The sequence below is a fragment of the Streptomyces sp. NPDC102259 genome (assembly GCF_044766465.1).
GTDB lineage: Bacteria > Actinomycetota > Actinomycetes > Streptomycetales > Streptomycetaceae > Streptomyces.
Genome location: NZ_JBIWMA010000008.1, coordinates 258,311 through 278,915 on the forward strand (window position 1 = coordinate 258,311; position 20,605 = coordinate 278,915).

Below are 20,605 nucleotides of genomic sequence, written 5' to 3' on the forward strand. Positions count from 1 at the left end.
GCGGGGGCGTCGTAGGTTCTTGTGGTGTGGGTGGGACGGCGAGGGTGGTGTGGCTCAGCGGCCGCCGTTGTACGGACCGTACGGGCCGTCGCTGCTGCTGCCGCCGCGCCTGCGGCCCCAGCCGCCGCCCCCGCCGATCTGCCGGAGGGCGGGCCGTACGTCCACGAAGAAGACGATCGTGGCGACGAGTCCCGCGAGCTGGAGGAAGAGCATCGGCACCAAGAGGTTCACCGCCACCGTGACGCCCAGGATGATCAGCCAGAAGCCCTTGTTCTGCTTGTCGGCGGCCCGGTAGGCGTCATCACGGAACAGAGCGGCCATCACCAGTGCCGCCACGGCGAGGACCAGCATGGCGAGATAGAGCAGCCACACCAGCCCGGCGAAGCCTTCGATCAGCACAACGTCCACCACCCGACTCGACGCGATTCGACTCGCTCGTCCTTACGCGGTCACCGTACCCGCAACCGCACTCCCGCTACCCGTACAACGGGCCGGGCACTCCTCGAGTGCCCGGCCCGTGACTGTATGTCCCTGTCCGCCGTGTCCGTCCCGGCCGTCGGTCTCACTTGGCCGGCGGCGTGGTCTTCTTCGCGACGGGCTTGCGGACCGGAGCCTTCTTGGCCGCCGCGGCCTTCTTCGCCGCGGCGAACTCGGACTGCGCGTCGGCCGCGGCGGGCTTCGGCTCGTCCTTGACCACGACCGGCTGGACCACGGGCGCGGGCTTGGGCTCCGACTTGGGCTCGACCGCGATGGCGAGCTCCTCGATCTCCTCGGCGGCCTCGCCGCGCCAGGTCTTCACGGCCTGCTCGCCGTGCTCGGCGACCTTCTCGTACGTCTCACGGGCCTTGACGGCGTACTCGGCGGCGACGCCGACCCCGCGCAGCGCGAAGTCCTGGGCGGACTCGCCGAACTTCTTCAGGTCGGCGTCGAGGGTGCTGCCGATCTTCTTGATGTCCCCGTCGAGGCTGCTGATGAAGTCGGTGACCTTGGACTGGAGGGTCTCCTGCGCCTCCTTGGCCTTGGCGGTCGCCTCCTTGGCGCGGGCGCCGGCCTTCTCCTGCACGACCTTGGGGTCGGTGTTGCGGACGGCCTCGAAACGGGCCGGGGCCTCGGTGCGCAGCTGCTCCACCAGACCCGGCACCTTCTTCGCCTGCTGGAGGGCCAGATCGGCGGTGCCCGCGGCGAAGTAGAACGGAGTCGGGTCGCTGAAGGTCTTGCGCAGGTCGTCGGTGATGGCCATGGTGAAGGTCCTCCCGGATTCACATACGTCGTATTCGGCTGAGGGTCGTGCAGGTCCGCAGCGTGGCGGCCGGTCCCCTGGTCCGGTCAACTGGCCGTCTGCTGCGGGTCGGCGTCGCTCTCGTGCTTCCGTGGGCCCGCCGTACCGTCGCCGTCCGCGAATCCGTTCTCCTTGCGGAAGGACTCGTAGATCTGCAGCAGCACCTGCTTCTGCTGCTCGGTCAGCGTGGGGTCGGCGAGGACGACGGCGCGGGTCGCGCCGTCCCGGTACTCCTCCCCGTCCCGTTCCGCGTCGAGGATGCCGGCCCGCACGTACAGCGTCTCGGCGGAGATCCGCAGCGCCTTGGCGACCTGCTGGAGCACCTCCGCGCTCGGCTTGCGCAGCCCGCGCTCGATCTGGCTCAGATACGGATTGGACACCCCGGCGGCTTCGGCGAGTTGCCGGAGCGACAGCTGCGCGTTGCGCCGCTGCTCGCGCAGGTACTCACCGAGATTGCCGACGTTGAGCGATGCCATGGCTCCACTGTGCACCAGTCTTGCTAACTATTGCAAGCACCTGCTTGCAATAGTGTGTCGCGCCACTCCAGACTGATGAGCCTGAGCACGATAGTGACTGTCTGTTCCCAGTGCTTGTGAGGTTTCCCGCTGGATCTGCTCGGCGAAGTGATCGAGTCCCGAACGAACTGCGCGGCGAGGCTTCTGCGAGTCGGGCTACGGGCGTCGCGCGACGAAGACGAACTCCTTGCCCGGCCTGTCGGGCGCGTCGCGAACGTCCTCCACCTCATAGCCCTGTGCGATCAGCTCCGTCTCGACCTCCTGCCGCTCACGGAATCGCAAGGTGGAGTCCGACGTGAGTACCTGCCCGTCAGCAGCGAACGCGTAGGTCCAGCGGAACGTCACCAGTGGCTCGCTCACCTCGATCACCTGGACCCAGCTCTCGACGGAGCCGACATCCGGAATCTCCGTCACGCGGCATGAGGCTTCGCGGTTCCACTCCTCCCAAGCGCGTCTGGCTGGATCGCGGGTCTCGAACACCAGACGGCCGCCAGGCTGTAGTGCTTCGTACGCGCCGCGCAGGGTCTCGTGCCATGCCTGCGGATCGAGGATCTGCTGTACGGCGTTCGCGGTCATGGTCGCCAGGTCGACCCGCATCGGCGGGAGTGTCGAGGCATCGCCACAGATCCACCGCACTCGCTCGGCGCCCAGCTTGGCCCGGGCCACGTCGATGGACGCCTGGGCCGGATCGACGCCGACGACGTCGATCCCGCGTTCAGCCAACAGAAGCGCGAACACACCTGTTCCACAGCCGATGTCCAGCACCTGACATGCCCCGAACTCCTCCGCCATCTGAACGTACGCGTCGAGATCGCTGCGATCGGGGTCGAGTGGGTCATGGATCGCGGCGAGCCGTGGATGCAGCGGTCGACTGTTCTTGAGTGCCTCGGGGAGCAGTTGACCAGATCCCGCCGATCTTCATGATCGGTCGGGATCTTCGCCTCACCTGCGCGGCAGTGCTGCCGGTTCGGCCCGGGTGGGTGCTGAAGGCGGGGATCGGGTGTACTCGCGCGTTCAGACGGCCGAGGATGCTAGAGACCTGGAGCGTTGCGCACATTCCGCTCGCTGACGTCGGGCAGGAAGCGTGCCACGGTGACGAAATCAGCGTCGTCGTGCAGGACAACCAGTCCATGATGCACGGCGGTCGCGCAGATCATCAGGTCGAGCGGCCCGGCCGCACCGAGGGCCCCGTTCTCGGCGAGCGCGTACTGGGCTGCGTCGACCCAGTCCCACAACCTCTTCGGGAGAGGTACGTCAGGGTACAGATCCGTGAACATCTCCCCCATGGCCTCGTACTCCACTGCGTTGCGCGCTGAACGCCGGAACTCGGCCCGCTGGGCAGCGCACGACCCGATGGCCCTGAGGGTGGTGGTCTCCAGCCACGCGTCCCTCAGCTGCTCCTCGCGCAGGAGGCGCCACAGACCCGAGGAGTCGAGCAGGTAGTGGATCACGCGCCACCATGCTTGTCCTCGACGCGGTGCTGCTGCCAGCCCTCATAGTCCCACTGCTGGGCGGCGTGGAAGTGCTTGGCAACGAGCGCGGCCCGCTCATGGCGTTCGGCGTACTCGCGAAGGGCGGCATTGACCACGTCCTTCTTGGTGCCACCACCGGCGACACGCATGGCCTTCTCCAGCGCATCGTCATCAAGGTCGATTGTCGTCACGCTCATACTGGACTCCTCTATTCAAGGGCAATATCCAGTATATGTATCGGTGGGGTGCATGCCTGTCCCGGACCACCGGCGCGTTCCACCCCCAGATCTCCTGTCGTGGCTCGCTGACCGCCGACAGACGAGGTCGCGGCTCCCCCGGGCGATCACCCAGCTGGGCAAGAACGTCGAGCAGATCACCCGGCGCCGCAACCCCGCTGCTGTCGGCGGACCGCCGGTCGTGTTCGTCACCGTTCCCCGGCGCCACCCCGAAGATGCTCGCAGGCGAGTTCGCCCGGTTCCTCGGCATCCCGTTGGAGCACCGCATGAGCCAGGTCCAGGTCCCCAACGCCGTCTGTGACCTGCTCGGCAAGCTCGGCACCACCCTCGTCCTGGTCGACGAGATCCACAACCTCGACCTGCCGACCCGCAACGGAGCCGAGGCGTACGATCAGCTGAATTACCTCTCGGAACGAATCGCGGCCACCTTCGTGCTTGCTGGTCTCGACGTCGAGACCAGCAGCCTGTTCCAGGGCATCCGCGGGCAGCAGCACATGCTCGACGACCCTGCGGGATAAGTCCCATCACCGTCCCGGTCGACGTGGACCATCTACGGACGGGAATCCATCGTGACAACCGGCCTGCGCCTTGCCTGGCGCCTCGAAGGACACGGCTGGGCCGACTGCACGGTCACAGACCGCCACGCGGTCATCGTGCTCACCGCCTCCTACATCACGAGCGCGCCGGAAGAATTCCTGACCGCGCTGGCCCGGCTGATCGCCGGCGAGACGGAAACGCGAGCGCAGTTCGAGGCCGAGCCGACCGCCTATCGATGGATCTTCTATCGGGAGGACGAACACGTCTGGATGCGGATCCTGGAACTCCGGGACGGAAGCGACCACGACAACACGGGCACCGAACTCTGGTCGAGCCAATACGCCATCGACGAGCTGGCCCGCGCCGCGATCCGGTGCTTCGACGACGCCGCGCGCGCTTACGGCGAGAGCGGCTACCGCGGCAAATGGGGCGAGCACTTCCCCCGCACCGAACTCGAAGCCCTCAGACGGCTCTGGAACGACCGTCGGCATCCGCACAGTGCACGGTCCGCACCGCGCCAGACCCGCGAGGGAGACCGATGAGACAGATCAGGGAAATGAGCGAGCGCGAGCACTTCGCCTGCGTCGGCCGGCGTCCCGGCATGTTCGTCGGCACAGCCTCATCGTTCCACCAGCTGACCGCCGGGATGCCAGACACGCCTCCGCGGGCATTCCACCGCGACTCCCACTCCACCCCAACGAACCTCACCCGGAAGGGGAGCGCGCACGTGTCCTCGCCGAAGTCGTCCGCCGTCGGTCTGGTCCTGTCCAGTGGGGCGGTCCTCGGCGCCGCGCACGCCGGTGTTCTGCGGGCCGTCGAGGAGGCCGGGATCGAGGTGTCCGTGGTGACCGGGTCCAGCGCGGGGGCGCTGATAGGCGGCGCCTGGGCGGCCGGGACCGACAGCGAGCGGATCACCGGGCGGCTGCTGCGCGCTCAGTGGGCGGACTTCGGATCCGCGGCGATCGCCCCGCGCCTGGGGCTCCTGGACACCACTCCCCTGGCCCGCAACATCGAGGAGATGCTCGGCGATCTGCTGATCGAGGATCTGCCGACCCGGTTCGGCGCGGTGGTCACGGAGTTGCGGTCCACGACGCCCCGGCTGGTCGACTCCGGCTCGCTGACGGCGGCCGTACGCGCCAGCAGCGCGGTACCCGGGCTGTTCCCGCCGGTCCGGCTGGAGGTGGGCGGCGCGCTCTGCGTCGACGGCGCGGTGCTGTCGCCGTCCCCGGTGTGGGCCGCGCACCGGCTCGGCGCCGAGCGGGTCATCGCCGTGGGCTTCGGTCGTGGCAACGCCCGCTGGCGCCGCTGGTTCGAGTCCCGCCCCGATCACCCGGCGAACGGCCGCCACGCCGACCTGGCCGTCACCATCGACACGACCGGCCATTCGTCCTGGTCGGCCGCCGGCGTCCCGGACCTGATCGACCGGGGGTACCGGGCGGCGCGGGAGGCCCTGGAGGACTGGGCCTGAGGTCACCGGCCCCCGGCGGCCCCTCCGCCGCGCCACCGGCCTGCCGTCTTCCTCACGCCTCCCAGGGCAACTCCCGTTCGTGCACCACCTCCAGTCGCGAGACCGCGCGGGTCAGCACCACGTAGAGCCGGTTCAGGCCGCGTTGCTCCGACTGCGCGATGGCCGCCGGTTCGACGGCGACGACGTGGTCGTACTCGAGGCCCTTGACGAGGGTCGCCGGGACCACCGTCACCCGGGCGGCCGGGTCGTCCGGGCCGGAGGTCGGGATGCCGGCCCCGGTCAGGGCCTCGCGGACCCCGTCGACCTGGGGGTCCGCGGCGATGACGCCGATCGAGCCTTCCCGGGGGAGCGCGTCGCGTACGGCGGCGACAACCGCGGAGCGCAGGTCGCCGTCGGCTCGCCGGACGCGCAGTTCGCCGTCCCGGCGCAGGAAGTCGGCGCGCGGCACGTCGGCGTCGAGGAGGTCGAGGAGGCGGCCCGCGAGGGTGAGGACGGCGGCCGGGACACGGAAGCCCGTGGTCAGCGGGACGATCGTCGCGTCCGGCTTGCCCAGGTGGGCCATCTGCGCCGGCCAGGAGTCCGCCGCCCAGGGGGTGGTGCCCTGCGCCAGGTCGCCGAGGACCGTGAGCGAGCCGAAGCGGACCCGGCGGGCGACCGCCCGGCACTCCATCGGGGAGAGGTCCTGGGCCTCGTCGACGACGACATGGCCGTACCCCTGGGGATGGTCGAGGAGGCCGGCGATCTCGTCGAGGAGGACGAGGTCGGCGGGCGACCAGCGCGCCGACCTCGGCGAGCGGGGCGGGCGCGGCCAGTGCAGGGCCCGCTGCTCCTCAGGGTCCAGGATGCCGTCCGCGGCTCGCGCCAACTCCTTTGCGTCCATGAGGAGTCGGGCCAGGACCTCCTCCGGGCCCGCCTTCGGCCACACCGCCTCCACGCACGCGCTCACCGGCCGGGCCCGTTCGACGCGGCGCGTCCAGGAGGCCGGGCGCGGCCCGCTCCGGCGTTCCACCTGCTCCTGGATCCGGCGCACGATCCGGCTGCGGACCCGCTCGCGCCCGATCTCGTACGGCGGCTCCTCGGCGAGCACCCCGACGACGATGTCCGTGAGCCGGTCGCCCGCGATCCGCCAGCGGTAGGAGCCGTCGGGGACGGACAGGTCCTCGGCGCGGTCGGCCGTCACCCGGCCGTACACCGCCCGGCGCAGCACCTCGGCCATCCGGGCGTCGTGTTTGACGGCGGCGGTCCGGTCGGGGTCCGTCCCGGTCGCCGGCCGGTGGGCGATCTCGTCGTGCAGGGTCGACTGCCGCACGCCGGTCTCGCCGAGGGAGGGGAGCACCTCGGCGATGTAGGAGAGGAACGTGCGGTTGGGGCCGAGGATCAGCAGTCCGCCGCGCTGGATGCGTCGCGGGTGGGTGTAGAGGAGGTAGGCGGCCCGGTGCAGGCCCACGGCGGTCTTGCCGGTGCCGGGAGCGCCCTGCACGCACACCGACTCGGAGAGCTCCCCGCGGACGAGTTCGTCCTGCTCGGGCTGGATGGTCGCGGCGATGTCCCGCATCGGACCGACGCGGGGCCGTTCGATCTCGCGAGCGACGATCCCACCCGGCCGCGCTGCCCCGCCTGACCCGTCTGGTCGGCCGGGCCGCTCCACTTCGTCGATTGGGCCGCCCGTGTCGAGGTGCTCGTCCTCCAGGCCCGTGAGGTCGGCGGAGTCGCCCCGGCTGCCGGGGGCCCAGCCGAACCGGCGCCGGACGGCCACGCCCTGGGGGTCGCGGGCGCTCGCCTGGTAGAAGGCGCGGGAGACGGGGGCACGCCAGTCGACGACGAGGGGCGGGGCGGCCGGGTGCTCGCTGATGCGCAGTCGGCCGATGTGGTGGGCGAGGCCCTCGTGCTCGCCGCCCGTGCCGTGTGCGAAGTCCAGTCGGCCGAAGAACAGGGGGCCTTCGGGCAGTTCGTGCAGGGCTTTGGCGTGGCTGCGCAGCCGGAAGCCGAGGACCTCGGCGTCGGCGCCGGAGGCGGAGACGTCCTCGCCGGTGACGACGTGTTGGTCGGCGCCCTCGACCATCGCGGCGAGGGCGGCGCGGCAGGCGTCGTGGTGGGCGCGTTCGTGGTGCAACGCGGTGCCGAGATCCGGCGGGCTCGTCGGGTCGCCCTCAGGGACCGGCTCGGTTGTCGTCATACGACAAGGGTAACGAATAACGTAACCGAGTCACATTTTTTACTTGGTATCAGCCGGCGGTCGCCCGACCGAGCTGCGGCAGACCCGCCCCCAGCACCGCGAACGCCCGCCCCGCCGCCGCCTCCGCGTCCCCCCGCACGTCCTCCACCCGCTCCCCCGCCGCGATCCGCCGCCAGTTCTCCTCGGCGAGGATCCGCCGGACGGCGATGATCTGGCCGGCGGCCAGCCGGGCGTCGAGGGCGTCGGGCAGCTCGTCCACCAGGGCGTCGGCGAGGGCGCCCTCCGAGCGTTCCAGGTAGCCGTGGAGCCGGGCGACCAGGGAGGGCGTGCCGTAGAGCAGGGCGTAGAAGGCGCGCACGTGCGGGTGGTCGTTGAGCCCGGTGACGGGGTCGGCGGCGGCCAGTCCGGCCAGGAAGTGCCGGTACAGGGCGGGCAGCGGTGCGACCCCCTCGGCCCGCGCCGCCGTGACGACCCGGGCCGCTTCCTGCTCGTGGTCGGCGATCCGGTGCAGGACCAGGTCCTCCTTGGCCGGGAAGTACCGGAAGAGGGTCGGCTTGGAGATCTCGGCCGCCGCGGCGACCTCGGCGACGGACACCGCGTCGAAACCGCGCTCGATGAAGAGCCGGACGGCGATGTCCGACACGGCCTCGTACATCCGCCGCCTCTTGCGCTCACGCAGCCCGGTCTCGCTCATGGACCGAGCCTACGGGGCCGGTCGGCGCCCGACCCCGCTTGACCTCAACCGGGGTTGAGGTCGAAGACTCCATGCACGCGCATCCAATGGCACCGCAGTGGAGGTATGTCATGCGAGCAGCACAGGTGAAGGCGTTCGGCGGACCGGAGGTCCTGGCCACGGTGGAGCTGCCGGACCCGGTCCCGGGCCCCGGCGAGCTCCTGATCGAGGTCGCCCATGCCGACACGATCTTCGTGGAGACCCAGGTCCGTGCGGGCCTGTTCCGCGCCTACTTTCCCGTCGAGCCGCCGTACGTCCCCGGTGGCGGCGTCGCCGGCACGGTCAGCGCGGTCGGCGCGGGCGTGGACGGAGGGTGGGTGGGCCGCAGGGTGACCTCCTTCGTGGACGGCAGCTACGCCGAGCGCGTGACGGTCCCGGCCACCGCGCCGACCCCCGTCCCGGACGGCGTGGACCTGCGCACGGCCGCGGCACTCGTCCACGACGGGGTGACGGCCGCTGGTCTGCTGGAGCGCACCGCCGTGGCCCCCGGTGACCGCGTCCTGATCCTCGGCGCCTCGGGCGGCATGGGCACCCTGCTCGTCCAACTGGCCCGCGCCCGGGGCGCCCGGGTGGTGGCCGCGGCACGGGGAGCGCGGAAGTCGGCGCTGGTGCGGGAGCTGGGAGCGGACGCGGTGGTGGACGTGTCGGAGCCGGACTGGGCGGACCGGGCACGGGAGGCCCTGGGGCCGCCGACGCCCACCCGCGCCGCCGAAACCGCCCGTACCGGAGCAGCCGGAGAAGCCGGATCAGCGGCCGCCGCCCAGACCGCCGAGGCCACGGGGGCCACCGAGGCCACGGGGGCCGCCGCCGATGTCGTACTGGACGGCGTCGGCGGCGAACTCGGTCTCTCGGCCTTCTCGTTGACCGCCGACGGCGGCCGTTTCTCCGCGCACGGGGCGCCCTCGGGCGGCTTCGCGACGGTGGACGCGGCGGAGGCGGAACGCCGGGGCGTCACCCTGTTCGGGATCGGGGACCTACAGTTCGGCGAGGCCGAGGCGCGGCGCATGTCCGCGCACGTCCTGGCGGAGGCGGCCGCGGGGCGGCTGCGGCCGGTGATCGGCGCTCAGTTCCCGCTGACGGAGGCCGCCGCGGCGCACGCGGCGATCGAGGGACGGGAACTGGTCGGCAAGGTGGTGCTGGGGATGTGAACCGACGCGCAGGTCAGAGCCACCCCCGGGTCAGCCCCGCCCCCGGGTGAGGGCCAGTTCGAGGTAGGGATTGGCGGTGCGTGAGGCCGGGAGGCCGAGGGAGGCGGTGGCCGCGGCCAGCGTCTCGGCGTAGGAGTCCACGGCCCGGCGGACGTTGGGGGCGTCCAGGCCCGTCCTGGTCACCAGCCGGTCGAGATCGACGTAGGCCGACCGGATGATCTCGATCCAGCGGTACACCGGCCAGTCCAGCCGCCAGTTCGTGCTGTACTCCGGGGGCATGCTCCGCTCCCACCGGCGGAACATGCGGTCCCTGATCTCCGGCCGGGTCGGGGTCAGGTGCATGTGCCGGACCAGGTCGTAGAGCGGGTCGCCGACCAGGGCCATCTCCCAGTCGATGATGGTCAGCAGGTACCGGCCGCCGCGCACCAGGTTCCACGGGTTGAGGTCGCCGTGCAGGAGGGCGGGCGCCCGGTGGGTCAGCGTGTGGCGGGACAGGATCTCCCCCAGCCGCTCGTGGTGGGGCAGCCCGAGCATCCGGGCCAGCTGCGTCGACTCCTTCGGCAGCGTCTGCACCAGCTTCACCAGTTGGTCGCACAGCCACACGTAGAAGCCGTCGCTGCCCGAGACCGGGTCGACCAGGCTGTGATCGACCTTCGTCAGCGCGCACAGCTGGTCGACGAGCGCGTCCGCCTCGCGCGGGCGCAGACCGTTCACCGGGTGCTCGGGGAGTCCGCCGCGGCGCGGGCCGACGTAGGTGTGGATGGCGAAGGGGTCCTTCGTGCAGCTCTCGCCCAGGGCCAGGATGCGCGGGGCCTCGACCTTCACACCCGACTTCTCGATCGCCCGGAGCACGGCGTGCTCGCTGAGGATGCTGGGCTCCCTGCGCTGGACGTTGGAGAGCAGCCGGCGTACGACCACGGGTTCGGTCCAGCCGCTCACCCGGACCACCGTGTTGAGGTGCGCGGTCCCCTTGAAGACGTTCCCCGCGGGGGCGGCGCCCTCGGCCAGCAGCGCCTCCCTGACCGCGCTCGCCGGGAACTTCGGGTGCTGGGGGAGCCGCCGGTCCGCCGTCCAGGAGATGGCGGGGCCGATCCAGTCCCGCCCGCTGATGTCGCCCTTGTTGCGCGAGGCCAGCCAGCGGTAGAGCGCCTTCTCGATCTCCGCGGGCTCCGGCACGTCACGCAGCCTCAGCGGCCCGACCGCCGCCACCAGGGCCCTGCGCACCTCAGCCGTCGCCTCGTCCAGGCTCTTCTGGGTGAACGAGTCCTCCAGCGACCGCGCGGCGCGCATCACGTCCGGGTAGACGGACTGTGCCCGCTCGAAGGCGAGATAGTGGGCCAGGTCCCTGACCAGGCCGTTGGTGGCGGCGGGCCGGTGGTCCAGCATGGCCTTCGCCCAGGCGTCGACCACCTCGGCCCACTGGTGGGCCGGATACTGCATGCGCACCAGGTGCGTGGCCAGGTCGTGCAGCGGGTCACCGTAGGTGGCGAGTTCCCAGTCGACGCAGACGAGGGGCGGATCGCCGTCGTAGGACACGATCAGGTTGTCCCGGTGCAGATCCGCGTGCAACAGGCTGTACGGCCGCCGTGCCATGGCGGGGACCCGTTCGGCCAGCCGGGTCAGCGCGTCGTCCGGGATGCCGAGCGTGTTGAACAGCCCCCCGAATTCCTCCCAGTTCTCCTGGCGGATCTGCTGGTCGGCGAGCCGCGCCAGCGTCCGCAGGAAGCCCTGGCTGTCGGCGCGGTCGGCAGGCCACCCGGCGGGCAGCGCGGGCAGCGCCGACAGGCGCACCCGGGTCATCAGCGCCAGCAGGCCGGCCAGCTCCCCGATCAGCAGGGATTCGACGGGCTTACCGTTTCCGCAGACCCAGGAGAGCGGCACGCCCTCCACATGACTGTGGAGGGCGAAGGCGGGTGGCGCGGATCGCGTCACCAGACACTCGGACACATGGGGCAGCTCGCTCTGCACCGCCTTGAGGACGAGAGCCTCGTCCTCCCAGGTCCTGATCACGACCTTCAGCGCCTCGGGACGCCGGATCCGCACGGTCACCTGGGTGCCGGCCTCCCGCCCCAGCAGGCGCGCCACGGGCTCGGTCAGCGGCAGCACGTAGTTGTGGTTGTGGTGACCGCTGGACACCTTCCCCGTCTCCTTCGCGGTCCTGACGAAGGCCCGGTAGACGGCGTCGTGCTGGTCGGCAGTGGCTCGCTCCCCGGGACGGCACTGGGGAACTAGGGGGTCGCGCACTGGCCACTCCGGTAGTCGCGCTGGGATGGGTCGGGCAAACGGTAAGCAGACGGTAGAGGGTCCGCACGGCCGGTGCGTGGATGAGTGAGCACAATGGGTGGTCTGCCACTCGGCTGCGTCAGGCCGTCGAGACCGGCTTGTTCGCCGTCTCATACGTACGAACGGGAGCGGTTGCTCGTGCGATGCGGCGCATGCTAGCGCAAGCACCTCGACTCTTAGGCGAACCACAGATCGACGAACTCACTGTGCGACGGACTCGCTATTCGGCGAGATGTTCCCAGACCGAGTCGAACCACTGCTGCCAGCTGCCGACGAAGACCGAGCCCGGCGAGTCGGGGTCGGTGTCCCTGACATGGCTGGTGAGGGTGGCGCCCAGGCCCAGCACGTCGAGCGCGTCGATCTCCTCTCCGCTGTCCAGGGTGATCCGGCGGTCGATCACCCGGTACGGACCGTGCAGCGCGGTGGCGCCGTTGAGGAGATAGAGCTTGAAGGCCGGGGTCAGGGGAGCGTGCCGGATGTGCAGCTCGGCGGAGTGCACGAGCTTCTCGGTCTCCAGGTCCCTGAGCAGGCCGCGCAGCGAGTCCGTGGCCCGCCGGGTGATGGTGTGCAGCCGCTCCCGCGGCCGTACGTCCTCCTTGTCCTCCTTGGCCCGCGGATAGGGCATGAGCAGGTCCTCGGTCGGGAGGATCATGCGCAGGACGATGCGCCGGGGGGTGTTCGGCCGCAGGCGGAGCTGGTCCGCCTGCACCCGGATGTGGGCGTAGAGCGACTCGGCCGTCAACGTGTAGACGTCGAGGGCGACTTCGGGCACGCCGAAGGCCTCGTCGAGCAGGGTCTCCAGCGTCACGTGGGTCCGTGGAGCGGCCGGCTGGACCGGCGGGCTGCCGAGCACCCGTGACCCGCTGCCCTGCCGGGACTCGATCCGGCCCTCGCCGGCCAGCATCCGCAGCACCCGCTGCACGGTGTCCCGGGACACCTCGAACTCCTCGGCGAGGTCCCGCTGGGACGGCAGGAAGGACCGCACCGGATACGTCCCGTCGTCCATCCGGGAGCGCAGCGCGTCGGCGACCCGGTGGAACTCCCTGCCGCCTGTGTCGTCGCCCTGCCGTTCGCTCACCTCGCGACCGTACCGCTTGCCGACCGGCGGCACACCAGTCCCAGTCAAGTGCCGTCCAGGAACGGCCTGTTGGTTAAGGGATCAATCAGGCAGGGGAAAACCACCCCAAGTCAACCGGTCCAATTGGACCGCTAGTCGCAAGGTTCACCGACAAAGGCAGGTAGGTGGAAGGTCATGCTCCTGTTATCGGCGCTCTGGGAGGCCCTGGGGCTCTGCACGGGGCTGGCGGCGCAGAGCCGTCTGGGGACCGTGGGTCTGGTGTTGCTGTTCGCGCTCGCGGTCGGGGTACGGGCTCGGAACAGCGGTCTCGCGGTCGGGGCCGCCGTGGTGCTCGTGGTGCTGATGACGCAGGCCTGAACCGGGCACCGGCTCAGGTGTGCCTGGCCGCCGTCAGCACCGTCTCCAGCGAGTTCACCACCGTCGTGGCGCCCGCGCCCCTGAGCAGCTTCTCCTTGCGCTCGTTACGCGCGTAGCCCAGGAAGGGCACGCCGGCCTCGCTGGCGGCAAGGAAGTCGGAGGGGGTGTCGCCGATCATCAGGGCGGTGGCGGGCGCCGACCCCATGGCGCGCAGCGCACGGTTCAGACAGTGCGGATGGGGCTTGAGGTGGCTCAGTTCCTGGGTGCGGCCGTAGATGTGCGGCGCGAAGCAGGAGGTGAGCCCACGGCTCGCCAGGTAAGTGGCCGCCACTCGCGGGGAGTTGTTCGTGGTGACGGCCAGCCGCAGCTTCAGCGCGACCAGCGTGCGGATCAGGGGGTCGGCCCATGCCGTGGGCATCGCCGTGGCCGTGGCCTTCAGCTCCTCCTGGGTGAGGCGTTCCTCCAGCTCCGTGACCAGGTCGCTGCCCGGGTGCCGGCGATCCACCGCGCGCAGCACGACGTGCGGGTCCAGCGACTCCCGCTCGGAATCCGTCAGCAGGCCGTGCAGCCCCCGCCCTTCGAGCCACTCCACGAGACCGTCGGCCACCCCTTCCGCCTTGTGACCGGCGAAGAGCCGGCAGATCGGCCCGTCGAAGTCCCAGAGGACGACCCTCGCGCGGGTGATCAACTCCCGCAGATGCTCGGTCACGTTCCCCGTGCCGTCGTTCCCCGGGTCGTCGTTCCCGGTGTCGTCGTTCCCGGTGTCGGCTGCCACCTGTTTCGTCCGCGTCGTATCAGAGGTCACTAGGAGAGTGTCAGGTCCGTCGTGATGGTTTCCCAGAGGGCGTCGAACCACTTCTGGGATTCCTCCACGAACGCGGCGTCGCGCTGACCGGCGGCCTTCTCGAAGGAGAAGAGGAGGGACTCGGTGCCCCGCACGTCGTACATGTGGAGGGTTCCGCTGTCGGTGGTCTCCTCCGTGCGCGCGACCATGTAGTACGCGATCAGCGCTTCCTGCCCGTTGAGGAGGTACAACTTCACCGGCGGGGTGAACGGCAGCGCGCGGAAGGTGATGTTGACGTCCACGCCGTGCGAGCGCAACGCGCGGAGGTTGTAACTCAGCACCTGGCCCTGCGCGTTGCGCATCGACAGCCAGCGATGGTGGACCGGGTCCTCGTCCTCGCCGCGGCCCTCGACCGGGACCGGGAAGGCGAGACTGATGTCCCGGGACGGCAGCAGGATGCGGACGTCGATCTTCTGGGGCCGGATGCTGCCGGCGTGGATCAGCCGCAGCGGCTCCCCCAGGGCCGGTATCAGGCTCTCGGCGGTGAGGCAGGCCGCGTCGATACGCACATGCGGGACCCTGAAGGCCGCGGTCAGCCGCGGGGCCAGGCCCACCATCGTGGGCTGGGGCTCGCCGCGGTCCGGCGCCGGCGGCTCCGCGATCCGCGGGGGGCTGCCCTTGCTCACGTTGGTGAGCAGTCCGTCGTCCTGGAGTGCCCGCAGGGCCTGGCGGACGGCGCCGCGCTCCACGCCGAACTCGTCGGCGAGCTCCGCCTGGGTGGGCAACCGGTCACCGGCCCTGAGATCCCCGACGCGGATGCGCTCGCGCAGGACATCGGCGATCTCACGGGGTGAGAGCCTGCTGCCGTTCACTGCCACGTTCTCCTGGGTCACGACCAAACGCTACAACTTACATCCATCTGGCGGGAGTTGTTTGAAAGTTGTTTAGCAGTTGCTACCAAGTGGGGACAACATAGTCATAGTTGGCAACCAACTTGAGTGAGTTGGCGGAGGGTTTGCCTCCCACTCCAGCCTCCGAAGGGGGGAACCATGCCCGTCCTCGTCCTCTTCTGCGCCGCCTTCGTCGTCGGTGTCGAGCAGACCATCCAGTGGAAGTACGGCACCGCCGGCGCCCTCGGCCTGCTCCTGCTCAGCGTCGGCATCAAGGCCAAGAGCCCGGTCATCAGCTCCGTCGGCGCCGTGATCCTCGCCCTCCTCGCCACCGGGCCCGCCGTCAGCTCGTGAGCACCAGCTCCGAGCTGATCGTCTCCCACAGTGCGTCGAACCACAGGTGGGACTGCTCCACGAACGTCGTGTCACGCGGTCCGGCGCCCTGTTCGAAGGCGAACAGCACCGACCGCGTGCCTTCGGCGTCGTACATCTCCAGGTGCTCATGGTCGATCGTCTGCTCGCGCAGCTTGACCGTGTAGTAGGCGAACAGCGCCTCCGCCCCGTTGAGGAGATACAGCTTGACGGGCGGGGTGAAGGGCAGCGCGCGGAAGGTGACGTGCACGTCGATGCCGTGCGTGGAGCGCAGGGTGAGCAGGTTGTGCCGCAGCACCTGGCCCTGGGCATTGCGGTGGGCCAGCCAGCGGCGCTGGAGCCGCCCGGTCTCCGAGATGTCCACCGGCGCCGGAAAGGCGAGCTCGATGTTCCGGGACGGCAACAGGACACGGACGTCGATCTTGGCCGGTTTCAGTCGCCCCGCGTGGATCTGCCGCAGGGGCTCGCCGATCGCGGCCGTCAGCGAGACCGCCGTCAGGCACAGGGCGTCGACCTCGACGTGATCGGCCGCGAAGGCCTCGGTGATCCGCGGCGGAAGCGCCACCATCGAGGGTTGCGGCGCCGCCGCGGGGCCCATCGGGAGGCCGACCGCACCCGGACGCGCGGCGACCGTCGCCGGGCTTCCCTTGGAGACGTTGGTCAGGAGCTGCTCGGACTGAAGAATGCGCAGCGCCTGCCGTACGGCACCCCGCTCGACACCGAACTCGTCCGCCAGCTTGGCCTGCGTCGGCATGCGCTGCCCCGGCCGCAGCACTCCGGTCCTGATCCGGGTGCGCAGCTCGTCGGCCACCTCGCGGTGCGACCGCTGCGGCCGCGCCGTCCTCCTCCGCCCATTGACGGAGGCATGTTCCGGCTCCACGTCCGCACACTACAACTTCCCGCCATCTTTGGGCAGTTCAAAGAGAGATGGTTATAGGACGCTTCCAAGCGGACATAGTTACAGTGAAGTTGGCAGCCAACTTCAACAACATGGTCAAACTTTCAGACGGTTGGCCGGTCGGGCTCCCTTCCGGAGGGGAGCCGGGAGCCCGAGCAGTCGGCATCGACGTACAGCCACAACTGAACATCGTTCGCACAGCCACAACTTCAGATCGCTCGCACAGTCACAACTGAACAGCTACGGATACCGCAGTCAAGGAACACACGGCCACGCAGGCACGAAGAAGGGAGCCGTCAGAACATGTCCGGGCACCAAGGTCGCCCGGACGTGCGCAGCAGGGCGTCGGCCCCTCGGGCGGCGCCCGCTCGTTCTTCCCGGAGCCGGCCCAGCGTCGCCAGCCGCCCCGCGGACTGGTCGCCCAGCCACAGTGTCGCCAGCTCGGCCACGTCCAGGGTGAGGTCGGCGCTGCGGGTGGTCGGCGTACAGGAGGCGCCGTCGGGGGTCGCGTCCAGCAGGAAGCGGCCTCCGGCCAGGCCCGCCCGGTCGACGACCTCGAGGACCAACGCCCCCGACCCGTCGTACGTCCGCGCCTCCAGGGCCGCTGTGACGTCCAGGATCCGCACCCACAGCCAGTCCGCCTGCGTGGTGATGCGCGCCGCGCGCGGGTCCGGCAGATGGAGCGGGAGCAGATCGTCCGGCGAGCGCCAGCCCGTCTTCACCCGGGTGATCCAGTCGATGGAACAGAGGTAGTGCCACAGGGCGCGCTCCGCGGCCGGGGTCACCGCGCTCAGCCAGTTCACCGTCGCCGTGTTCAGCGGCTGCTTGGCGTCGCTCCACTCGTCGTCCGCCCGGTAGGAGGCCATGCCCTCCACCACACCGTCCGCCGAACGGTAGACCACGAAGTACGGCTCGACCCACGCATCGCCGTGCAGCCACAGCTGCCCGGTGCGCGCCGCCCACCAGTACTCGTCCCGGTCGATCGCGCCCGGCTGGGCGCGGCGCAGCCGCTCGTGCAACTCGGGGCCGATCCGGCGGATCTCCTCGCCGTCGGCGAAGTCGATCCGGCCGCCGTCCTGCGGGCCCGACCAGTTCGGGTCGAGGCCGGCGCGCGGTACGTCGATCGCCCACTCGGTCATCGTGGTCCCCGGACCGAAGCCGTACCGGCCGTAGATCCGGTACTCGGCGGCGATCAGGGTGGCCACGACGTCCCCGCGGTCCTTCGCCGCCGTCAGGTCGTCCGCCATCAGCCGGGTGAGGATTCCGCGGCGGCGGTGCGTGGGCGCGACGGTGACGTTGGAGATCGCGTCGGCCGGGACGGAGGCGCCGCCGACCGCCGTGAGCTCCTGGTCGAACGAGCGGAACGTCGCCACGCACCGCCCCGCGTCGAAGGCGCCCAGGACACGGGAGTCCGCGAACGCGATGCGGCGGTCGGCGACCATCCGGTCGGGGCTGGTGGGCGGGCGCAGAAAGCCCGTGTTCACGGCACGGGTCCAGTCGGGAAGCTCCGCGTCGGTGATCGGGCGGACGTCGAGGGGCTGCTGCATGGGTCGGCGGGTCATGGGATCACCGTAGGCAGGGGCGGGCGGCCGGTGCGGGGATTTTTTCCCGCCTCCGCCGCCCCGCCTCCGCCGCCCCGATCCAACTGCCCCGATCCAACCGCCCCGACTGGCCGACCCAGCCCCGTCGGCCCAACCTCGGCGACTCAACCCCTGGCGACTCAACCCCGGCGACCCAGCCTCGCCGGCCCAGCCCCGGCGGGACCTCGAACGCGGGACCTCGTCGGCGGGACCTGGCCGGAGTCACACCAGCAGGTCCTCCACCTGCGCCTCTCCCTCCCGGTACCGACGCGTGATCTCCGCACCCGACTCGTCGGCCGTCCGCTGGAGGCTCTGGCGGCGGCTCGAGACCTGCTGCTCGTAGCGGACCAGGCAGACCATCCCCTCGTGCAGCTCGGGATCGGTGCGCGCGTCCAGGTCGGAGAGTTCGACGTCGGCGAGCATGTCGGTGGCCAGGCGCCGGTACTCCTCGCTCTGCGGGGTGCCCAGGGTGACGTGACGGGCCGAGGAACGATGCCGGGCCGGGGCGTCGGTGAGGATCTCCGACAGCCGCTCCACCACGGAGGCCGCACCCGCCGGAGAGCGGCGGGCCAGCTCCGCGCGCAGGATGTCGATACGCCCCTGGAGCAGCCGTCGTACATAGCTGAGATCGGCTTCGTCGCGCTGGGCGTCCCGGCGCAGGGTGCGCAGTTCGGGCAGGCTCAGCCGGGTCAGGTCGTGCTCGGGTGGTTCCGCGGGCAGCACGGGGCTGTCGCTGCGCTGTGTCGGCGGCCGATGTGTCGCAGGCCGCCCGGTACTCGGTGTGCTCATGTCCTTCTACCGTCCCCTCGCCCGGCGTGTGGGAAGCATCGTGCCACCCCGACCGACCGATGAGTTACCGAGTCCCCCCGAACGGCCCCAGATAGGGGCTTAAGGATCAAAAATGGGCCCCTCGCGGGTCTACGTGAGGGACCCGGCATCATGGTCCGCATGCGAGCGGTGGTGCAGAGGGTGGACGGCGCGAGCGTCGTCGTGGACGGCGAGACGGTCGGGGAGATCAGCGGCGAGGGACTGTGCGTCCTGGTCGGGGTCACCCACGGTGACACCGAGGAGAAGGCGGCTCAGCTCGCCCGCAAACTCTGGTCGGTCCGCATGCTGCACGACGAGAGATCGTGCAGCGACATCGACGCCCCGCTGCTGGTCATCAGCCAGTTCACGCTGTACGGGGACGCGCGTAAGGGCCGCCGCCCCACCTGGAACGCGGCCGCCCCCGGCGAGACGGCCGAGCCGCTCGTCGACGAGGTCGTCGCCCGGCTGCGGGAGCTGGGCGCGACGGTGGCGACGGGCCGGTTCGGCGCGCAGATGCGCGTGTCACTGACGAACGACGGCCCGTTCACCGTGCTGATCGAGATCTAGGGTTCCACGACCACTTCCTGGGCGGCCGCCGTCGTCCCGGCCAGCAGCGGCGCGTCCACCGGCACGTTCCGCTTGATCAGGGCCAGGGCCACCGGGCCGAGCTCGTGGTGGCGTACGGACGTGGTGATGAAGCCGATCTTGCGCCCGTCGGGGGCGTCGTCGGCGACGCGGAGTTCGGTACCGGCGACCGGCAGATGGACCTCGCTGCCGTCGAGGTGCAGGAAGACGAGGCGGCGGGGCGGCTTGCCGAGGTTCTGCACCCGGGCCACCGTCTCCTGGCCGCGGTAGCAGCCCTTCTGGAGATGCACGGCGCTGCCGATCCAGCCGAGCTCGTGCGGGATGGTGCGGTGATCGGTCTCGAAGCCGAGACGCGGGCGGTGGTGCTCGACGCGGAGCGCCTCGTGGGCGAGGATCCCGACCGGCGGACCCACCTGCCCGGCGTACGCCTCCAGATCGGCGCGGGGGACGAAGAGGTCGCGGCCGTACGCGGTCTCCCGGACGACGGCGCCCGGCGGGACGGGGGCGATGGAGCCCGCGGGGAGATGCACGACCGCGAAGTCGGCGGTGCGGTCGGCGACCTCGACCCGGTAGAAGAACTTCATCGACTCCAGGTACGCGATCAGCGCCTCCTGGGTGCCGGGTTCGACGTGCAGCCAGACCGTCAGGCCGTCGTCCACCAGGTAGAGCGCGTGCTCGATGTGGCCGTTCGCGGAGAGGATCAGCGCTTCGGTGGCCTCGCCGACGCGGAGGTCGGTGAGGTGCTGGGTGAGGAGAAGGTGCAGCCAGCTCAGCCGGTCCTCGCCGGAGACGGTGACGACCCCGCGGTGCGAGAGATCGACGAAACCGGTGCCGTCGGCGAGGGCGCGCTGCTCGCGGAACAGGTCGCCGTAGTGGCCGGCGACGCCTTCGTCCACACCCTCGGCGGGGACGGCGCCGGGCAGGGACAGCAGAGGGCTCTTCATGGACCCCAGCCTACGACTTGGTAATTGAACCCTTGAGCGTGCAGTCCTTGCACCGCCCGAAGATCGCGAAGTGCTTCATGTCCGTGTCGAAGCCGAAGGTCTCGCGCAGCTTGTCCCGGAACTCCGCCGCCACCTGTACGTCCGCCTCGATCACATTGCCGCAGTCCCGGCAGACGAGGTGGATGTGGTGGTGCCGGTCCGCCAGGTGGTACGTCGGCGCCCCGTGCCCCAGGTGCGCGTGACTGACCAGCTCCAGCTCCTCCAGGAGCTCCAGGGTCCGGTACACGGTGGAAATGTTGACCCCCGACGCCGTCTTCCTCACTTCCACGAGGATGTCGTCGGGGGTCGCGTGCTCCAGGGTGTCCACGGCTTCGAGGACAAGCTGTCGCTGCGGCGTCAGCCGGTAACCGCGCTGCCGCAGGTCGCTCTTCCAGTCAGTGCTTTCAGTGCTCACCACACAGAA

At 70.6% G+C, this 20,605-nt stretch carries 24 protein-coding genes; 7 read left to right on the forward strand and 17 right to left on the reverse strand.

Annotation, left to right across the window (positions count from 1 at the left end; all coding sequences use genetic code 11):
- Positions 1 to 54: 54 nt before the first annotated feature.
- The 6 genes from ACIRPU_RS20975 to ACIRPU_RS21000 form a co-directional block, all read right to left on the reverse strand.
- Positions 55 to 399 (reverse strand): DUF2516 family protein, encoded by a 345-nt coding sequence (locus tag ACIRPU_RS20975; RefSeq protein ID WP_355706153.1) that lies wholly within the window; start codon positions 397 to 399, stop codon positions 55 to 57.
- Between the two features lie 163 nt (positions 400 to 562).
- Positions 563 to 1,240: a hypothetical protein gene (locus tag ACIRPU_RS20980; protein ID WP_355706084.1), complete on the reverse strand. Its 678-nt coding sequence runs from the start codon at positions 1,238 to 1,240 to the stop codon at positions 563 to 565.
- An 86-nt stretch (positions 1,241 to 1,326) separates the two neighbouring features.
- Positions 1,327 to 1,755, reverse strand: a complete 429-nt coding sequence (locus ACIRPU_RS20985) for a helix-turn-helix transcriptional regulator (RefSeq protein WP_355706085.1) — start codon at positions 1,753 to 1,755, stop codon at positions 1,327 to 1,329.
- Positions 1,756 to 1,950: 195 nt separating this feature from the next.
- Positions 1,951 to 2,586, reverse strand: coding sequence for a class I SAM-dependent methyltransferase (locus ACIRPU_RS20990; protein ID WP_403869292.1), 636 nt, complete (start codon positions 2,584 to 2,586; stop codon positions 1,951 to 1,953).
- A gap of 239 nt (positions 2,587 to 2,825) precedes the next feature.
- Positions 2,826 to 3,245: a PIN domain-containing protein gene (locus ACIRPU_RS20995; protein ID WP_403869295.1), complete on the reverse strand. Its 420-nt coding sequence runs from the start codon at positions 3,243 to 3,245 to the stop codon at positions 2,826 to 2,828.
- Positions 3,242 to 3,463, reverse strand: coding sequence for a type II toxin-antitoxin system VapB family antitoxin (locus ACIRPU_RS21000; protein ID WP_403869298.1), 222 nt, complete (start codon positions 3,461 to 3,463; stop codon positions 3,242 to 3,244). The genes ACIRPU_RS20995 and ACIRPU_RS21000 overlap by 4 nt, the downstream gene beginning before the upstream one ends.
- A 254-nt stretch (positions 3,464 to 3,717) precedes the next feature.
- Between ACIRPU_RS21000 and ACIRPU_RS21005 the strand changes: the two genes are divergently transcribed.
- The 3 genes from ACIRPU_RS21005 to ACIRPU_RS21015 are packed head-to-tail and all read left to right on the forward strand — an operon-like array spanning position 3,718 to position 5,507.
- Positions 3,718 to 4,020: a hypothetical protein gene (locus ACIRPU_RS21005; RefSeq protein ID WP_403869301.1), complete on the forward strand. Its 303-nt coding sequence runs from the start codon at positions 3,718 to 3,720 to the stop codon at positions 4,018 to 4,020.
- A 51-nt stretch (positions 4,021 to 4,071) separates the two neighbouring features.
- Positions 4,072 to 4,581 (forward strand): hypothetical protein, encoded by a 510-nt coding sequence (locus ACIRPU_RS21010; protein ID WP_403869304.1) that lies wholly within the window; start codon positions 4,072 to 4,074, stop codon positions 4,579 to 4,581.
- A complete protein-coding gene (locus tag ACIRPU_RS21015; RefSeq protein WP_403869307.1) occupies positions 4,578 to 5,507 on the forward strand; it encodes a patatin-like phospholipase family protein in 930 nt (309 codons plus the stop codon). The genes ACIRPU_RS21010 and ACIRPU_RS21015 overlap by 4 nt, the downstream gene beginning before the upstream one ends.
- Before the next feature lie 52 nt (positions 5,508 to 5,559).
- Here the strand turns inward: ACIRPU_RS21015 and ACIRPU_RS21020 are convergent, their stop codons facing one another.
- Complete coding sequence (locus ACIRPU_RS21020) at positions 5,560 to 7,683, reverse strand: HelD family protein (RefSeq protein WP_403869310.1); 2,124 nt, start codon at positions 7,681 to 7,683, stop codon at positions 5,560 to 5,562.
- A 49-nt stretch (positions 7,684 to 7,732) separates the two neighbouring features.
- Positions 7,733 to 8,377: a TetR/AcrR family transcriptional regulator gene (locus ACIRPU_RS21025; protein WP_403869313.1), complete on the reverse strand. Its 645-nt coding sequence runs from the start codon at positions 8,375 to 8,377 to the stop codon at positions 7,733 to 7,735.
- A 110-nt stretch (positions 8,378 to 8,487) separates the two neighbouring features.
- Between ACIRPU_RS21025 and ACIRPU_RS21030 the strand changes: the two genes are divergently transcribed.
- Positions 8,488 to 9,564, forward strand: coding sequence for a zinc-binding dehydrogenase (locus tag ACIRPU_RS21030; protein ID WP_403869316.1), 1,077 nt, complete (start codon positions 8,488 to 8,490; stop codon positions 9,562 to 9,564).
- 30 nt (positions 9,565 to 9,594) lie between these two features.
- Here the strand turns inward: ACIRPU_RS21030 and ACIRPU_RS21035 are convergent, their stop codons facing one another.
- Together ACIRPU_RS21035 and ACIRPU_RS21040 are read right to left on the reverse strand one after the other, a co-directional pair.
- Positions 9,595 to 11,808, reverse strand: coding sequence for a phosphotransferase (locus ACIRPU_RS21035; RefSeq protein ID WP_403869319.1), 2,214 nt, complete (start codon positions 11,806 to 11,808; stop codon positions 9,595 to 9,597).
- Between the two features lie 259 nt (positions 11,809 to 12,067).
- Entirely contained in the window at positions 12,068 to 12,925 is an 858-nt protein-coding gene (locus ACIRPU_RS21040; protein ID WP_403869322.1) for a GntR family transcriptional regulator, read from the reverse strand.
- A gap of 174 nt (positions 12,926 to 13,099) precedes the next feature.
- On the opposite strand from ACIRPU_RS21040, the gene ACIRPU_RS21045 reads away from it, so the two are divergent.
- On the forward strand, positions 13,100 to 13,282 hold the full coding sequence (locus tag ACIRPU_RS21045; protein ID WP_403869325.1) for a hypothetical protein: 183 nt from the start codon (positions 13,100 to 13,102) through the stop codon (positions 13,280 to 13,282).
- Between the two features lie 13 nt (positions 13,283 to 13,295).
- On the opposite strand, the gene ACIRPU_RS21050 is transcribed toward ACIRPU_RS21045, so the two are convergent.
- Together ACIRPU_RS21050 and ACIRPU_RS21055 are read right to left on the reverse strand one after the other, a co-directional pair.
- Positions 13,296 to 14,138 (reverse strand): HAD family hydrolase, encoded by an 843-nt coding sequence (locus tag ACIRPU_RS21050; protein WP_403869328.1) that lies wholly within the window; start codon positions 14,136 to 14,138, stop codon positions 13,296 to 13,298.
- The gene (locus ACIRPU_RS21055; RefSeq protein ID WP_403869330.1) at positions 14,087 to 14,965 is read right to left on the reverse strand and encodes a GntR family transcriptional regulator; all 879 of its coding nucleotides are present in this window, start codon (positions 14,963 to 14,965) and stop codon (positions 14,087 to 14,089) included. Before ACIRPU_RS21055 ends, ACIRPU_RS21050 begins: the two co-directional genes overlap by 52 nt.
- A 150-nt stretch (positions 14,966 to 15,115) precedes the next feature.
- Between ACIRPU_RS21055 and ACIRPU_RS21060 the strand changes: the two genes are divergently transcribed.
- A complete protein-coding gene (locus ACIRPU_RS21060) occupies positions 15,116 to 15,310 on the forward strand; it encodes a hypothetical protein (RefSeq protein ID WP_355706094.1) in 195 nt (64 codons plus the stop codon).
- On the opposite strand, the gene ACIRPU_RS21065 is transcribed toward ACIRPU_RS21060, so the two are convergent.
- From ACIRPU_RS21065 to ACIRPU_RS21075, 3 genes are all read right to left on the reverse strand, one after another.
- Positions 15,300 to 16,208: a winged helix-turn-helix domain-containing protein gene (locus ACIRPU_RS21065; protein ID WP_403869333.1), complete on the reverse strand. Its 909-nt coding sequence runs from the start codon at positions 16,206 to 16,208 to the stop codon at positions 15,300 to 15,302. The genes ACIRPU_RS21060 and ACIRPU_RS21065 overlap by 11 nt on opposite strands.
- A gap of 314 nt (positions 16,209 to 16,522) precedes the next feature.
- Complete coding sequence (locus tag ACIRPU_RS21070; RefSeq protein WP_403869336.1) at positions 16,523 to 17,788, reverse strand: GNAT family N-acetyltransferase; 1,266 nt, start codon at positions 17,786 to 17,788, stop codon at positions 16,523 to 16,525.
- A gap of 240 nt (positions 17,789 to 18,028) precedes the next feature.
- Entirely contained in the window at positions 18,029 to 18,595 is a 567-nt protein-coding gene (locus tag ACIRPU_RS21075) for an aerial mycelium formation protein (RefSeq protein ID WP_355706097.1), read from the reverse strand.
- Positions 18,596 to 18,754: 159 nt separating this feature from the next.
- Between ACIRPU_RS21075 and dtd the strand changes: the two genes are divergently transcribed.
- Entirely contained in the window at positions 18,755 to 19,180 is a 426-nt protein-coding gene (gene dtd / locus ACIRPU_RS21080) for a D-aminoacyl-tRNA deacylase (RefSeq protein ID WP_355706098.1), read from the forward strand.
- Here the strand turns inward: dtd and ACIRPU_RS21085 are convergent.
- On the reverse strand, positions 19,177 to 20,142 hold the full coding sequence (locus ACIRPU_RS21085) for a YgfZ/GcvT domain-containing protein (RefSeq protein WP_403869339.1): 966 nt from the start codon (positions 20,140 to 20,142) through the stop codon (positions 19,177 to 19,179). The genes dtd and ACIRPU_RS21085 overlap by 4 nt on opposite strands.
- Positions 20,143 to 20,152: 10 nt before the next feature.
- Positions 20,153 to 20,599, reverse strand: a complete 447-nt coding sequence (locus ACIRPU_RS21090) for a Fur family transcriptional regulator (RefSeq protein WP_020130354.1) — start codon at positions 20,597 to 20,599, stop codon at positions 20,153 to 20,155.
- Positions 20,600 to 20,605 lie beyond the last annotated feature (6 nt).